Annotated in this window: 8 protein-coding genes; 5 read left to right on the plus strand and 3 right to left on the minus strand. The window is 69.3% G+C overall.

Annotated elements, in window-relative coordinates; genetic code table 11:
* Nucleotides 1-584 precede the first annotated feature (584 nt).
* Nucleotides 585-1763 (minus strand): transcriptional regulator, encoded by a 1179-nt coding sequence (locus tag E1265_RS08465; RefSeq protein WP_165953690.1) that lies wholly within the window; start codon nucleotides 1761-1763, stop codon nucleotides 585-587.
* A gap of 1658 nt (nucleotides 1764-3421) precedes the next feature.
* Between E1265_RS08465 and E1265_RS08470 the strand changes: the two genes are divergently transcribed.
* The 5 genes from E1265_RS08470 to E1265_RS08490 all read left to right on the plus strand — a co-directional run bounded on the left by E1265_RS08470 (nucleotide 3422) and on the right by E1265_RS08490 (nucleotide 13161).
* Nucleotides 3422-3622, plus strand: coding sequence for an IPT/TIG domain-containing protein (locus E1265_RS08470; protein ID WP_132929628.1), 201 nt, complete (start codon nucleotides 3422-3424; stop codon nucleotides 3620-3622).
* A gap of 526 nt (nucleotides 3623-4148) precedes the next feature.
* The gene (locus E1265_RS08475; RefSeq protein ID WP_132929629.1) at nucleotides 4149-4358 is read left to right on the plus strand and encodes a DUF5988 family protein; all 210 of its coding nucleotides are present in this window, start codon (nucleotides 4149-4151) and stop codon (nucleotides 4356-4358) included.
* Nucleotides 4359-4413: 55 nt separating this feature from the next.
* Entirely contained in the window at nucleotides 4414-5697 is a 1284-nt protein-coding gene (locus E1265_RS08480) for a beta-ketoacyl synthase N-terminal-like domain-containing protein (RefSeq protein WP_132929630.1), read from the plus strand.
* Between the two features lie 21 nt (nucleotides 5698-5718).
* Nucleotides 5719-12015: a type I polyketide synthase gene (locus tag E1265_RS08485; RefSeq protein ID WP_132929631.1), complete on the plus strand. Its 6297-nt coding sequence runs from the start codon at nucleotides 5719-5721 to the stop codon at nucleotides 12013-12015.
* A 357-nt stretch (nucleotides 12016-12372) separates the two neighbouring features.
* Nucleotides 12373-13161: a hypothetical protein gene (locus E1265_RS08490; protein ID WP_132929632.1), complete on the plus strand. Its 789-nt coding sequence runs from the start codon at nucleotides 12373-12375 to the stop codon at nucleotides 13159-13161.
* 83 nt (nucleotides 13162-13244) lie between these two features.
* Here the strand turns inward: E1265_RS08490 and E1265_RS08495 are convergent, their stop codons facing one another.
* Entirely contained in the window at nucleotides 13245-14633 is a 1389-nt protein-coding gene (locus E1265_RS08495; protein WP_132929633.1) for a transcriptional regulator, read from the minus strand.
* 1683 nt (nucleotides 14634-16316) lie between these two features.
* Nucleotides 16317-16655 (minus strand): transposase (locus E1265_RS08500; protein ID WP_207931005.1); only part of this gene is annotated, 339 nt, incomplete at its 5' end.

Genomic DNA, 16655 nt, shown 5'->3' on the forward strand with positions numbered 1-16655 from the left:
GAGAAGCGCTCCTGACCTGCAGCGACAGGACTTGTCGAGGTTCAAGTTCCGTGGACAGAAACACTGCTCAGGTGAGGCAGCGTATCCGGGCCCAGCGGCGCACACGGCGGCGAACGCGTGGCTGGATGCCTTGGCGGCCTTCCGGACGTCCTGCCGGGCGGCCCACGTTGTCGGTCAACTGGGGCCCTTGGGGTGAGACCGGCACCGTCACTGACTTCGCCTGGCGCGGATACCAGACCCTTCTCACGGAGATGGGTTTCCTGGCGCTGAGGAATTTGCTCGGGCACCCGCCTGTGCAGTCCGGAACCAATCCCGGAAATCCGAGACGTGGATTTCCAAGGTCGGCCGGCACGCGCATTTCTACAGACTTTCAGGCGGGAGCGCGAGGCCCGGCGGCGCTCGCCCACGGATGTCCCAACGCATGGGCCTGGGGGCAGAGCTGAGCTCACCACTCGCTCGCGTAGCGGCGGCGTCGTCAGCCACAGCGCGTTGGGCACGTTGCGCGTAGACGCGGGGAGGCATGACCGTGGGCCGGCGGCAATCCGCGCCGGCCCACGGCGCAGTCTCCTCGAACCCTGGCCCTCTCAATATCCCGACATCACACCAGCGCCTGCCAGCCGGTCCTCGAACTCCGCTCTCTCTCCACTGTCGCTGCAGCGCGCCAGGCAGTCGCGGAAGTCCTTGAGGTACATCGCCCCGAGGTGGGACCGCAGTCCGCCGAGCAACTCCACCGCGCGCAGGGCGTGGTGACACCCCTCGGCCACATCCCCGGTTTCCACCCGCGCGGTGGCGAGCAGCAGCAGATCGAGGGTGCGGCGGCGAACGTAGCGTTCCGGCAGACTGTTGAGGGCCATCTCGGCCCAGCGCGCCGACTCGTGCGGGCGGCCGAGGTCGCGGAAGCAGCGCGCCAGCCCGTCGGCCAGATGCGCTGTGTCGAAGTACGCGATCCACTCGGGTTCATTGTCCGGGCGGGCTCCGTCCAGCTCCTCGATGGCCCGTTCCGCGCTCCGCTCGCAGGCGTGGGCGTCGCCGAGCAGGGCGTAACCGCGCGCCTCTGCGACGTGGAACAACGCCGCCATGGCCGGGGTGACCTGGCCGCGGGTGCCACCGCGCGCGGCCAGGGCGAGCTGCACCACCTCGCCCGGATGGCCAAGGTGTGGCGCGACGTAGCCCATGCCGTCGGCCAGCACGAATCCGCCGAAGGCGCGGTCGCCGGCGGCCTGCGCCAGCCGGAGTGCCTGGATGTAGTAGCGTTGCGCTAGGTTGAGCCGGTTGGTGTCCACCGCCATGAAGCCGGCGAGCTTGTTGAGCTGTGCGACGGCGGCGAAGAGGCGGCGGCCGAGCCCCTCGGCGTATGTTCCTGTGAGCAGCCCTGAGACAAAGCTGTTGAGGTAGTGCACCGCGACGGAGCGGATGTGGCCACTGCCGAACCTGCGGTCGAGGTTGGCGAGGGCCCGTGTCGTCTCCAGCACCGCCTCGACGTCGGCGACGCGCACATGTGAGCCGCCCTTCCGGGAGATCTCCGCGTCGCACGCCGTGATCAGCCAGTCGCGGCTCGGGCCGATCAAAGTGGACACCGCCACGGTGGGCCCGAAGATCAGACCTCGGGGGTCGGCGTCGCAGGACCACAGTTCGCATGTCATCTTGACGGCGCTGGCCAGGTTGGGTAGGAACTGCAGGCCGACCCCGCTGGCCAGGTTCTTTCCGTACGCCATACCGATCTCTTCCAATGACACGGTGCGGTCGAGTTTCTCGCTGAGCACCTCGGCGATGATCGCGGCTGTCCGGCCACGGGGGCGCTGGCCTCTCACCCACCGACTCACGGAGGTCTTGTCGTGCCGAAGGTCGAGGCCGAGTTTGCTGCCCCTGATGTTCACCCGGCGAGCTAGTCCGGCGTTCGAGATCCCGGCCTCCTGGATTAACGCCTCAAGTCGCTGGTTCGGCTGACGAGAAATGATCTGACGGGCAGCCATTGCTGATTATTCCCTTCAATGAACTCCTGAGAGCCTGATCCAGCCCTGCCGACAGCCGCCCGTGAGGCGATTTGGGCAAGGGGCTCCTTGCGCCTATCTCATACATGACAGCAACCATTCTCGTTTTCCTGCTTCCACGTGACAACCGCGTCAAGAAGTGAGGTCACGCCATAGGCAGTTGCGCCCCGCGCACAAGTGGCGTTTCTGGGTGCAGGTGTCCGGGACGCTCTCCGCGCTCGAGATTCTCGTATGATGATTGATTGCCTTTTCCGACACGGTTTCCGGTGAGCCGAGGGCAGGGGATTACCGGGCGCAAGGGACACCAGCCGACGGAAGGCGGCACCGCACGCCTGGTCGGGCCGGACTGGCCAGGAGCGGGCGCCTGAGGGGCGTTCATCGCAGCTCGGCCCGAACGGCTCCGTCCGGGTCTGTCAAACGAGAGGCTGTGTCGCATTTCGGTGACGACCAATCGTGAGCATCGGGCCTCCACCATGCGGAAATTGCGGCTCGTGCCCTGAACTCGAGGTTCCGAGGGAATGACAGCGCATCCGAGTCGCTGATCTTGTCGCACCGAACTCTCTCGGGACTGACACCGAGCCATTCGGTCAATCCCACGCAACGACCGCCGTGGTGCGAGGACCTGTGATTCTTGATCGGTGATCGAATCCGTCATCGCCGTATCCCTCCGTCACCATATGGCCGTCGAAGGTGATGGCGAAGGCGTGGTACGGCGGAACGACGCGTGTGTCATGGCGTGGTGGCGCGTGTCGTCGGGCCAGCCAGCGATTCGGTAGGGCCAGCGCGTGAAGGGGCGGCGGTCAGCCAGTGCTCGGCGGTAGGCGTACCAGCATCTCGTCCGAGCCGACTTCCACCGTTCCCAGGCCCGGACTGGCGGACGGCGCGCTGACAGCGGCGATCAGCCGCCCGGGGGACGAGCGGGAGATCGCCGAGTACCTGCGACGGTGGACCGAGCTCCGCGTTCCCGCCCGCCGACTGAACGACCACGTCATGCCGCCGAAGAACCTCGGATCCAGGTCACGGGATACCGCCGACGCCATCGCGGACACCCGCGACTGCCGCAGGGCGCGCGCCAAACAGGGTGACAAATGAGCTGTCCCTGCGATCGCCCGGTGGTACGTCTCGGGCCCGCACGCTCGTTCGTTCAGGTGGCCTCGTGGCAAGGCTGTTGCGCGGTCATCACTCCCATGGACTACTGGAATCATCCAACGGTGGGTCGCCCATTCATCCCGGGAGAATATTCGTTCCTGCCGCGCTCGGCGGCGACTGATCGAATGGTCTTTTTCCGGCGGGGTTGGATGCATCGGCTGACACAGGCATACAGGTGTCGGTCGATGCGAGGCCCACAGGACGAATTCGGTTAAGCCATTGCACTGGGAAACGCAAGTCCTCTCGGTTCATGAGTCTTTTTCTCGAAGGAGGAGAATCCCATGCCTCTTTCCCTCAAGGGTTCGATCGGCGGTGGCACCGCGGTCACGATCACCGGCACCAATCTCTGTCATGCGACCAAGGCGACCTTCGGCACCAAGTCGGCGACCAGCACCGGCAACGCGCCCACCTTGGTGGCCGTCCTCTCCCTCTCCGGGGCCGGCGTCGCCGACGTCCGCGTCACACCCCGGCGGCGGCAGTGAGGGCCTGTAGCACAGCCACGTTCCGGCGCCCGCGCCGACCGTGTCGCAGACACTGGCGCCGAACTCGGGACCGCCGGCGGGCAGCAACCAGGTGGCCATCGCCGGCACGGGCCTGACCGGCGTCACCCTTGTCCGCTTCGGCTCGGCGACCGCCGTGAACCCGCCCCGGGGCCCCGCCTCGGGCGGCAACACGGTCCGTTTCGCCGGGAGCGGCTTCACCCCGTCACCACGGGTTCTTCGGCGGCGTGCCCGTCCCCTTCACGGTGCTCTCGGACACCTCCGTCGCCGCGCAGGGCCCCACGGTCCGGCCCGGCCCGGTGGCCATCACCGGTCGGGGCCTGGCGGGACGAGTGGCCGGTGACGTACACGCGGCTCGCGGCGCCGGAAATCTGAGCACCCCGCCGACCCGCAGGATTTGACGTTCAAGGGCGCTTACAGGCGACCCTCTCGAAAAATGCCGCGCGTACCACCCTGCGGGAGTCCTCACTACCTTACCGGTCTCTTTTTCGGCGAGTACGGTATTCTCATGAACCGGCCGATGATGGTTCTCTTGGTCGATGGCCCCTCGGGGATCTCGCCTCTCTGGCCAGCCCCTCGGGATGAAACTCAGAAAAAGATCAAGATCCGGCATCTGAACGGCTACGAGCATTTTGAACTGACAGGAAGTCAAGTCGAAATAGATGGTGTGCAAACACCCATCTATCGATGGCGCCGGCGCACCTACATCGCAGAATAGGCCGCGCCAGGAAAGGTAAACGAACACAATGCCACACAATGGCGCACGGAACGTCATGGTCACCGGAATGGGATTTTGTCTCCCCGGCCACACCAAGCCAACCTTAACTGCCGGTGACGTCTGGGCTGTCGCTTCTCAAGGCGACCACTGCCTCCTGCACGACGAGCTCTACTACGGCTCGGTCAACCTCTCCGACGACGCGTTCGACGAGCGCCTACCCGATGTGCCCGCCTTCTTCTCGCAGCACTACACCAACGCGCACCGGTACGGCCTGGTGTCGCTGGCCGAGGCCAGCGCCGACGCGGGGTTCGAACCGCACGCGGACGACCTGAGTCGGGCCGCCATCCTGGTGGGGCGGGGCGGCGTGGACGCCAACGTCGACAGTTACCTCTCCATCCTGCGCGCCGACCCCGAGCGTACGGAGCCGCTCGCCGCCATGGAGCTCTTCGTCGCCGGGGAGCAGGCGGTGACCCCCTCCGACGTGGCCCTGGTGCAGAGCGCGCTCACCCGGTCGAACGGCCCGTGCTTCACCGTGTCGTGCGGTTGCGCGTCGTCCGCCGTGCAGATCGGCAACGCGCGACGGCTCATCGCCGACGGCGAGGTCGACGTCGCGATCGTGACGGGCGTCGACGTCTTCAATATCGGGCTGATCAGGAACATCCAGCGCCTGCTGCACGGTGCCCAGCGGACCTACGACGCCTTCCGCTCCGGCGACATGCCGGAACTGCTGCCGTCCTTCGAGTCGCTGATGCGTCCCTACGACCGGCGGGCGACCAGCATCAACCACGGCGAGGGCGCCGCCACCCTGATCCTGGAGAGCCGCGAGCACGCGGAGCGGCGCGGGGCGCACGCCTACGGACAGGTGCTGGCCACGGCCATGACCCGTGACGGGCTAGCCAACCCGTTGGCAGCCGACGAGACCGGGGCGGAACTGGTGAGCGCGGTGCGAGGCTGCCTCGGCGACCGGTGGCGCATCGACCAGATCCCGTACGTGCACGGCGGCAGCGACGGCAACACCGTGGTCACCGCGTTCGAGGCGGGCGCGGTCCGAGAGTTGTACGGGGAGGACTCCGGGCTGCTCATGACCTCCCAGGAGGGCTGCTTCGGTCACAACGGCGCGCCTGCCGGGTGTCTCGGCGTCGCCTTGACGCTGCTGATGATGGAGCGCGGCGAGGTGTGCCCGACCGCCAACTGCGAGGAGCCGGCCGAGGGGCTGCCCTTCGACCCCGTGCCGGGCGCGATCCCCAGGGCGCTCGACTTCGACTACGCGCTGAGTTTCAACTACCAGGTCGGCGGCGTGAAGAACGCCATCCTCCTGGGCAGCCCCGACGCCGGATGACCGAAGCGGGAGGAGATTTCGATGGACAACCAGCACATCGCTGTGATCGGTCTGGGCTGCCGACTGCCCGGTGGCATCGACTCGCCCGCCGACTTTTGGCGGGCCCTCGTGGAGGGCAGGGACGCGGTCGCCCCGCCGTCCCCGGAGCGCATCGAGCTGTGCGGGTGGCGGAACCACGCCCCGTCCGAGGGTGGCTTCCTCCGCGACGTCGCCGGCTTCGACGCCGAGTTCTTCGGCGTCTCCGGCCGCGAGGCCGCGGTGCTCGACCCGCAACACCGGCTGCTGCTCGAGGTCGGATGGGAGGCGCTCGAACACGCGGGAATCCCGCCCACCCGGGCCAAGGGGTCGGCGACCGGAGTGTTCACCGGGCTGAGCTACGGCGACTACATGGAGCAACTGGCTGGCGGGCCCAGTGAGTTGGAGGGCTCGATCCTCACCAACGGGCACTGTGTCGCGCCAGGCCGCATCTCCTATCTCCTCGGCCTGCACGGTCCTTCAATGGCGCTCGACACAGCCTGCTCGTCGTCGCTCGTGGCCCTGCATCTGGCCTGCCAGTCGCTGCTCGCCGGAGAGTGTGACCTGGCGCTCGCGGGCGGGGTCACGCTCATCCTGCAACCGAGGATCACCCGGTCGTTCGCCCGCATGGGCATGCTCTCGGCGAGCGGTCGATGCCGCACCTTCGACGCCTCCGCCGATGGTTTCGTCCGCGGCGAGGGCTGCGGCATGGTGGTGCTCAAGCGACTGAGGGACGCGCAGCGGGACGGCGATCGGGTATTGGCGCTGGTGCGCGGCTCCGCGGTCAACCAGGACGGGCCGTCCGAGGGGCTTGCGGCGCCCTCGGTCACGGCTCAGCGCGCCGTCTACGAGGCCGCCCTGACCAGCGCTGACGTCGACCCGGGGGACGTGGGCCTCATCGAGACCCATGGCACAGGGACCCGGGTCGGGGACCCAACCGAGTTCGCGGGCCTCGCGCAGGTCTACGATCCCGGGCAGGACTCGTGCGCGCTGACATCGGTGAAGACCAATCTCGGACACCTGGAGCCGGCGGCAGGCATCGTCGGGTTCATCAAGACGGTGCTGTGTCTGCGGAACGAAGTGGTGCCGCCCAACCTGCACTTCGCCCGCTGGAGCCCGTCCATCGACGCGGCGCACACCCGCTTCTTCGTGCCGACCGCGCGACCGGTTCCGTGGCCGGTACTCACCGGCGCTCGGCTTGCCGCCGTCTCCTCCTTCGGTTTTTCCGGCACCAACGCTCACGCGGTACTCGAGCGCGCCTCCGAGCGGGTGGCGTCCGTGCCACGCGCCCGGTGGCCCGAGCCCGCCTCGTCTGTGGAGCCCTCGTCCGAGCCCGAGGTGTTCCTGGTGCCGGCCGGCTCAGCCGACGCCCTACCGGAGGCGGCACGGCGACTGGCCGACTGGGTGTCGGGCGACGGAGCCGGCACGCCGCTGCGGGATATCGCCCACACCCTTGCGCTGCGCCGCGACTCGGGGCGTGGGCGGTTGGGAGTGGTGGCCGGGTCGCACGACGAACTGGCCAAAGTCCTGCGGAGGTTCGCCGAGGGGCAGGCGCAGCCACGCGTAGTGCGGGGCGTCGTGACGGCCGGCGTCGCGCGGCGTCCCGTCTTCGTCTTCTCCGGGCAGGGCTCCCAGTGGGCCGGTATGGGCCGTGAACTGCTGGCCGTCGAGCCGGCGTTCCGCACGGCGCTGGCCGAGATCGATCCGTTGATCTCGGCGGAGACCGGGTTCTCGGTACTGGAGATCATCCGCCGAGCGCACCCGGTGCGTGGCTGCGGCCGCGTGCAACCCCTGTTGTTCGCCATACAGTTGGCGTTGGCGGCCACCTGGCGGGCACACGGTGTCGAGCCGGCCGCAGTGATCGGGCACTCCATGGGTGAGGTGGCGGCGGCCGTGGTGTCCGGCGCCCTGTCACCGACGGACGGCGCTCGGGTGATCTGCCGCCGGTCGCTGTTGCTCGACCGCATCGCCGGGCGGGGCAGCATGGCCACCGTGGCGCTGGACGCGGCGGCGGTCGCGAAGGAGCTCAAGACGCGGGAGCACGAGTTCGAAGACCAGGTGTCGATCGCCGTGCTCGCGGCACCTGGCTCCACCGTGGTCGCGGGCAGCCCGGACGACGTCCGGCGTCTGGTGGACGGCTGGCGCGCGTGCGGCCTGAGTGCCTCGTTGGTCGCGGTCGACGTCGCCTCCCACTCACCCCAGGTTGACCCGTTGCTCCCGGATCTGCGTGACATCCTCGGGGACCTGACGCCGTGCCGCCCAGCGGTGCCGTTCTACTCGACGGTGTTGGACGACCCGCGGGACACGCCGCCCTTCGACGCCGACTACTGGTGCGACAACCTGCGCCGACCGGTCCGCTTCGCCGCCGCACTGGCGGCGGCCGCGGCCGACCAGCACACCGTGTACGCCGAGGTCTCCCCGCATCCCGTGGTGTCCCAGGCGATGCGACAGAACCTGATCCAGCTGGTGGCCGACCCCGTCGTGCTGCCGACCCTGCGCCGTGAGGAAGAGGAACGGGCGACCTTCCGCACCCAGTTGGCCGCCCTGCACTGCGCCGGGGGGAGCGTGGACTGGTCCGTGCCCTACGGCGACGGCACGCTGGCAGACGCGCCCACCATCGCCTTCGACCGCGCTCACCACTGGACGGAACCGGCGGCGGCGACCACCTCCTCGGGCCCGGGGCCGTTGCCCGGCAACCGCGCCGAGATCCCCGGCACTCCGGCTCGGCAGTCCTGGACGGCCGACGTCGGAACCGCCGAACTGCCGTGGCTCGCGGAACACCTGGTGAACGACGAGCCGATTCTGCCCGGTGCCGTCCACCACGCCCTCGCGCTGAGCTGTGCCTGCCAGCTGCTCGCCGCCGAGCCCTACGAGATCGAGATCCGAGACCTCCGCTTTCTGGCGCCGCTCCGACTGGCCGAGCACACTATTGTCACCACGCTGTTGACGCCCGGCGACGCCGACCGCGTCGAGTGCGTCGAGTGCGAGATCCTCGGCCGCGCGGACGCCCAGCTGGCCGATTCGAACTGGGTACGGCAGGCAACTGCCTCGCTGCGCCGGCTCGGCGGCGCCCCGCGCGTGGAGTGGGCCTCTCTCGAAACGTTGGCGCTGCGCCACCCCCGCCGGCTGGCTCCCGAAGAGCTCTACCAGTGCCTGCGCTCCCGCCGCCTCGTCCACGGCCCGGCGTTCCAGGGCATCTCCGAGCTGTTCGCCTCCCGCCGTGGTGAGAGCTTCCTGGCCAGAGTGGAGTTGCCGGCCGCCGCGCGCCTCGGCGACCATTCGCTGCGCGTCCATCCGGTCCTCCTCGACCTGTGCGCGCAACTCGCCGTGGCTCCGCTGATCGGCCAGCGCGACTCCCATCCCCTGCTTCCCGCGGCGATCGAGAGCGTGCGAATGCCGGGAGACCCTTCGACCGCGACGCACTGTCACGCCCGCGTGGTGGAGAACACCGGTGCCTCCCTGGTGGCGCACGTTCGTCTGCTCGACGCCGCAGGCCGGCCGCTGCTCATCGTCCAGGGACTGCGCTTCGCCCGCCACACACCGGAGGCCGAGGTCCCGGTCGACGACGCCTTCCTCCAGATCGGGTGGGAGGAGGTTCCGCTGCCTCCCGCCGACCGGACGTCGGAGCCGGCCGCCGCCGGACCCGTGGTGATCGCGGGCGATTCGATCGACGCGGCCGCCCCGCTGGCCGTGACCCTGGGCGACTCCGGGGTGGAGACCCAGGTCTGGGAGGCGCCCGGCACCGACATGCCCCTCGAGGACCTGACCGAGCGGCTGATCGGGAAGCTGGCCGGCGATCCACCGCCGCGTGCTGTGGTCCTGCTGGGAAACGGTAGCGGCCACGACGGTGATCCGGCCGCCTCCGCGGTGCGCGGGGTGCGGTGGCTGCTGGCCGCGACGCAGGCCCTGGTCGCGGTGGCTCCCACCCCTGTGCCTCGGCTGTACGCGGTCACGCGCGGCGGCGACGCCGATCCCGCGCAGAGCGCTCTGCGGGGCGTGGTGCGGGTGCTCGCACTGGAGCATCCGGAGTTGCGGCCCACCCTGCTGGACGCGGCGCCCACGGAGGAGGCGATGGCCGAGGTCGCCGCCGAACTCCTGGCGGACCGCCCGGACGACGAGGTGGCTGTGGGCTCGGGACGGCGACGTGTCGCCCGGCTCGACTACGCACCGCTCACCGACGCGGAGCGGGCCGCCACGGCGCGGACGGTGCGCTGCGGGGAGGACGGCTTCGGGCTGCGGGTCGGGCGCCAGGGCGATCTCGGCACCCTGGAACTCGTCACCCGCGATCGGCGGGCGCCCGGACCTGGCGAGGTGGAACTGCGGGTGACGGCCGCCGGGCTCAACTTCCGCGACGTGCTCACCGCGCTCAGGATGCTGCCGGAGCCGGCCGACCGGATCGGCTTCGAGTGCTCGGGCGTGGTCACCGCCCTCGGTGACGACGTACGCGAACTGGCCGTGGGCGACCGGGTGATGGGCGTCGAACTGAACGGAGGCTGCTTCGGCTCGTTCGTCACGCTACCGGCTGAGCTGGTGGTCCCCGTGCCGTCCGGTATGAGTATGGTCGCCGCGGCCGGGTCGCTCGTGGCGTACCTCACCGCCTGGTACGCGCTGCGGCGCGTCGGCGGGCTCGTCCCAGGGGAACGGGTGCTGATCCACTCCGCCACCGGCGGTACGGGGCTTGCCGCCGTGGCGGTGGCGCGGCTGCTGGGGGCCGAGGTGCTAGCCACCGCGGGAACCGAGGCAAAGCGCCAGCGTCTCCGCGCGATGAGGATCGGGTATGTCGGCGACTCCCGGTCGCTCGACTTCCGGGAGGAGGTCATCAGGGCGACTGACGGGCAGGGCGTCGACCTGGTGCTCAACTCGCTGTCCGGCCCGGCGATCAGGGCCGGACTCGACACGCTGCGCCCGTTCGGCCGCTTCGTCGAACTCGGGGTGCGTGACATCGACGCCGACGCGCCACTCGGCCTGGCGCCGCTGCGGCACAACGTCACCTTCCGGGCCGTCGACCTGATCGGGCTTCGGCGCGAGCGACCCGAGGAGTTCGTAGGACAGCTGCGCGAGGTGTGCGCGGAGCTGGCCGCCGGCCGCCTGGAGCCGTTGCCGTACACCGACGTTCCGCTGTCGTCCGCCGAGGAGGCGTTCCGTACGCTGGCGGGCGCCCACCATCAGGGAAAGCTGGTGTTGACCGTGGAGCAGGAGGGCACCGTCACCGCTCGGCCGGCCGGCGGGCCGAGATGCGTGCGGGAGGGTGGAACGTACGTGGTGACGGGCGGTCTCGGCGGGCTCGGTCTGGCGACCGCCGGTTGGCTCGCCGAGAACGGCGCCGGCCATCTGGTGCTCAACGGCCGAACCGCCCCGTCGGGAACCGCGGTCGAGGCCGTGCGCGCGCTGTCCGCGCGCGGCGCCAAGGTGTCCGTGGTGCTCGGGGACATCGCCGAGCCCGGCATGGCGGAGCGCTTGGTGGCGGTGGCGAGGGAGGACGATCGTCCGCTGTGCGGCGTGGTGCACGCCGCGATGGTGCTGGCGGACTCGGCCGTCACGGAGGTGCGCGATAACGGGCTGGCGCGCGTGTGGGCGCCCAAGGTGATCGGAGCCTGGCGACTGCACGCGGCGACCGAGGGACTCGGGATCGACTGGTTCGTGGCCTACTCCTCGCTGGCCTCGCTGATCGGCAACCCGGGCCAGGTCTCCTATGCGGCGGCGAACGCCTGGCTCGACGGGTTCGCCGCCTGGCGCACGGCCCGTGGGCTGCCGACCCTGGCGGTCAACTGGGGTCCCTGGGGCGAGACGGGGGTGGCGACCGGCTTCGCGGGGCGTGGCTACGAGACCATCTCCACCGAAGTCGGGCTGCGCTCGCTCGCGGCGCTGCTGTCGCACGGGCGGGTGCGCACCGGGGTGATCCCGGGCGCGCCGCTCAGCTGGATCCCGACGGCCGGGCGGCGGGCGCCGTTCTTCTCCCGGCTCCTGCCTACTGCCGACGGGGAGGCACCCGGGGAGCGGTGGGAAGGTGGCGACGTCCGGTCCCGCCTGGAGTCCGCCTCGCCCGGCCTGGAGCGGCGCACCGTTCTGGTGGACTGCCTCGCGGGTCACATCCGCTCGGTTCTGCGGCTCGGCAGCGCCTCGATCGACCCCGAGACACCGCTCAGGTCGCTGGGCTTCGACTCGCTGCTGGCGATGGAGGTGCGGGTAAGGCTCGAATCCGACCTCGGCGTCCGACTACCCGGCAATTTCGTCTGGCAGCATCCCACGCTCGCCGCGCTCGCGGCCGGCACGGCCCGTAAGATGGGGCTGGCGCTGGACTGACCGCCTTTGTTCCCCGGCCCGGGAGATTTGCCGTAAGCGGCACTCCCGGGCCTTTCTCATTTGTCGGGGCGATATATGCTTCTTCTGCCACCTCGATGCCCGGCATGCGCTTTCCGGAGTGCGTTCAACAGTCATAACGCATCCGTCTCCCCTTTTTCGCGCCTTCCCCGTTTGTGGGTCAATTGCTTGAATTTGGCCGCAGGTGAGAACGCGCAACAGCGCACCCATGGGAGGAGAACCATGAAGCTTCGGCTCCGAATTCCGCTTCTGTGTGCGGGCGCCGGGCTCGCGGCCGGCCTGGCGCTAGTTCCCGCGGCTCCGGCCGCCGCTCAGCCGACCGTGCTCGTGCCGTGCTCCGTGACCGACCTGGTGAACGCGATCGACGCGGCCAACACCGCGGGCAGCGGCGACCTGCTGCTGGCGCCGGGGTGCACCTACACCCTGACGGCCGCCGACAGCGACGAGGACGGCCTGCCCGTGATCACCGGGGACATCACCCTCGTCGGCGCGTCAACCACCATTACCCGTAGCTCGACCGCTCCCGACTTCAGGATCTTCGAGGTGGCCGAGGGCGGGAACCTCACGCTCTCGGCGTTGACGGTCAACGGAGGCAAGACCACCGGCGACGGTGGTGGAATTCTGAATAACGGCACCGTGACGCTCAACGCCACAGCGGTGAGGAACAGCCAGGCGGCCGGCGAGGGCGGCGGGGTAGCCAACCACGGCACCCTCAACGTCAACGCCGGCAGCCGGATCAGCTACAACTCGGCTGTCACGGGCGGGGGCGGCATCCTGAACACCGCCACCCTCGACATCACCGCCTCGAGCATCGACCACAACTCCATCACTGGCACCGATGCGCTGGGCGGCGGTCTCTTCAACTCCGGGGGTGACGTGACGGCCGACCTGAGCAGCGTGGGTTCCAACTCGGCGCTGGCCGCAGGGGCGTCCGGTGCCGGCGTGGCCACCGTGGGCGGCACCGCCGAACTGAACCTCGACCTGGTGGGGAGCAATGTCGCCAACACCGCTCCCGGCGGCATCTACAACGACGGGACGACGCTGACGTTGACCTTCTCACTGGTGGCCGGCAACTCCCCGAGCAACTGCACCGGAAGCCCGTCTCCGGTCCCCGGTTGTCTCGGCTGAGCTGACACGGGCCGGACAACCGAAGGGCGTCTACCGGGCGGAGACTCCGTCCGGTAGACGTCCCTCTCGGCGGCTCCGATCGCTCACCGCGAGGTCGCGGTCCGGCAGCTCTCCAACTGCTCACGGAAGTCCCCCAGGGTGGACCGTAGGCCCTTCTGGTGGAGCAGCCGCTGGAAATCCCGAACATATTCGGCGCAGATGGAGGACCGCACACCGCTGAGCAACTCGATCGCGCGAGTCGCCGCACTGCGGCCCTCCTCGACCTCGTCCAGCTCGATCCGTGCCGAGGCGAGTAGCAGGAGGTCGATGACCCGGCGGCGGACCGCGAGCTCGGGATGCTCGGCGTGGGCGCGCTCCGCCCAGTGAGCGGACAATTCCGGCTGGCCAAGGTCGCGGTAACAGTGGGCGAACTCGCCGGCGAGGTAGGCCATGTCGAAGTAGTGCAGCCACTCGGGCTCGGTGCCGGGCTTGGCCTGCTCCAGGGCCTCGATGGCCCGGCCGATCGCGACTTCGCAGGCTTCGTTGTCGCGGAGCAGCGCGTAGCCCCGGGCCTCCGCGGCCAGGAACAGTGCCCGAGACATGGGGGTTTCCTCTCGCTCCGCGCCACCGCGCGCGGCGAGCGCCAACTGGACGACTTCCCTCGGGTGGCCGAGGGCGGGGGCCAGGTGGCCCATGCCGCAGGCGAGCACGCAGCCGCCGAGCAGTCGGTCGCCGGCGACCTGAGAAAGCCGCAGGGCCTGGACGTAGTACCGCTGGGCCAAGCTGAGCAGCCCCGTGTCAACGGCCATGTAGGCGGCCAGGTAGTTGAGCCGGGCGACGGCGCCGAACAGGGCACGCCCGGTTGACTCGTCGTAGGAGCCGGTCAACAGGCCCGAGACAAAGGTATTGAGGTAGTGCACCACGATGGATCGCAGATGCCCGCTACCGAACCGCTGGTCGAGATCGCTCAACGCGTGGGTGGCGGCGTTCACCGCCGCCACGTCGCCGTCACCCACCCGGGAGCCGCCACTGCGGGCCACTTTGGTGTCGGGCGGGGTGATCAGCCAGTCCCGGCTGGGGCCGATGAGCGCCGACGCGGCGATGGCCGAACCAAAGAACACCCCTCGCGGATCCGCGTCGCTGGCCCACAGGGAGCACGCCTGTTCCACGACACCCCGAATGTCCGAAGCGAACTGAAGGCCCACGGCGCCTGCCAGGTTCCTTCCGAACGCCATGCCGATCTCTTCTAGGGAGACGGTCCTGTCCAGCCTTTCACTCAGCACCTCGGCGATGATCGCCGCCGTTCTCGCGCGTGGCCGCTGCCCGCGCAACCACCGGCTGACCGAGGTCTTGTCGTAGCGTAGTGAGATGCCCAGTTTTTCGCCCCTCGAATTAACACTGCGAGCGAGACTGGCGTTCGAGAATCCTGCCTCCTCGATCAGGGCTTCCAGGCGGTGATTCGTCTGACGCTCCAAGAGCGGTCTGGCCGCCATATATCTCACCTTTCAAGAGTTCCCGAAGGGGCTTTCCCTGTGGAAAGCGCTCATAATTGAGGAGCGTTCCCCTGCGTGTTCCCGGATGCTCGACTGGGAACATTCTCATTTTTCCTTTTTCTTGCGACAACAGCGCCAAGTGGCAGGGGCGCCGTGTGGTGGGCCCGCCCGGCGCGCGAAAGTGGTTTGGCGGAAGGTGATCCAGGACGTGCTCCTTGTGCCCCCCAGCACGTGGCCTCTTCCCGCATGGAACGGGCGGCGCCAACAGCCGCGTGGGTTCTGGCGGCCGGTGTGCACAGTCGGGCAGTGGCGAGCCGGTGGTCTCGGCGTGCGGGCGCGAGGAAGGTCATGGCGAGGCGATCGGCTGGCAGGGGAGGCATGTCACTCGGGGGGTTGCCCTCGGGCGATCTGCTCAGCTCAGCCGTATTGAGCACTCATCCACCCCGGGCGTCTGGCATCAATGCCCGACTTGGTCGATGTGCCACGGTATGCGACGTTCTCAGAGAGGCCGTGGAGAGCGGCGGGACGAGACGTCGGCTGGGCCGCCCCGACCGCCGGCGAATCGTTGGGCTTTTCTTCGGAAGTCACGCCATATCAACGACCCTCGTGGCGCGTAGATGCGCTCCGGGGCACGCAGCGGGGATCATTCCGGCATGACGGGGGCGCTTGCCGACGTCCTGCTTTTCGGTGCCCTGCGTGCCGCGCGCGTTGTGGGAGGGGGCGCTTTTGTTTCGAAACGCCTCGCTTCGGTGACCTTCCGTGATGATCGGCCTGCCGTGGGCTACCCAGCGTCGTGTCCGGCCCGGAGTCGCTGGCGACTTACCGTCATAAAACGACCGCCTTGGGCGCCAGGTTTCTCCCGGTCTAATTTTCGCCCCGCTCGCCGCGCTCTGCACCTCCGTGCGTCCGGCGTGCGTTGCCTCGGCACACCCCCGGGGGCGTGAGCCCTCGGCGCACGACGGCTCCGTCCGCGCAACCCCGGTCTGCCAGTCGCCCTTCGGAGCCATGAACGGGCGGTCGGTAGAGGCGGTGCGAGATCCGCTTCGAACCGCGCAATATCACATCCACCGTGCGGAAGGAGACGTACGGCGCCGCCGTCGCTGTCCCCGTGCCGTCGCGCGACTCCAGGCATTGAGACATCCCATCGGTCCATGCCGTCAAGCGGCGGCTGGCGGCGGGGCAGGAAAGCGGCGTTCTCGTTGTATATCCGGCGGGTGGCCAGGCAGTGGTGGAGCTCCGAGGAGCCGGATGTAGAGGTTCCGCAGTGCGGCTGTGTGCCGGCCACCGTGGTTTCTGCGGCAGCGCGCGGTCGTCGGCGAATCGGGTCCGGTCGTCGCCGATCTCGGCCAGAACTCGGCTCTGCTGTACTGAGAAGGGACTGTTACACCATGACCGAAGGCCCGAGTGGCCTCCTTGATTCCCAGGAAGAGCGTTTTGGCGACCGGTCCGGAGGCAGTTGGTGATCACCTGGCTCACGGACCTCGATGAGAAACGACGGCAGTGAGCCTTTTCCAACCTTAGCCTCGAAGTTTCGTGACGGGCTGCCGAGGGATTCGGTGGCCTGTTTCCGTGCCGTGAGCTGAGTCTGTGCGGGGCGAGGGCCCGAGTGTCGTCTCGGGGTGTCGCCGGGTTCCACTGCTCCGGGTGGTGAAGGGCTGTCGTAGGGATGGGTGAGTCCGATGGTCAGCCGGGGTTCGGTAGGAGTGCGAGCCGGTCGAGTGCGGCGGTGATGTGGCCGGTCCAGGGCCAGTGCCGGGACAGGCGGAGGATTCGCCGGCGGCCGGTGGTGACGAGCTGAGCGGCCGCGGAGAACAGACGGAATCGCGGACGGCGGGGCTCCCAGAGCCTGGCGGTGCCGGTGAGCGCGAGCATGGGCATCCAGGCCAGCAGGTCGAGGGCGATCTGGACGATCTCGAGCCAGACCTTGTTCTGGGTGGTGTGGTGCAGGGGCAGGTTGCGCAGTCCGGTCGCGCGGGCGGCCCGGATCCGGTCCTCGGCCCGGGCCCGCAGCCGGTGGCGGAG

It is taken from the genome of Streptomyces sp. 8K308 (genome assembly GCF_004348315.1).
GTDB lineage: Bacteria > Actinomycetota > Actinomycetes > Streptomycetales > Streptomycetaceae > Streptomyces.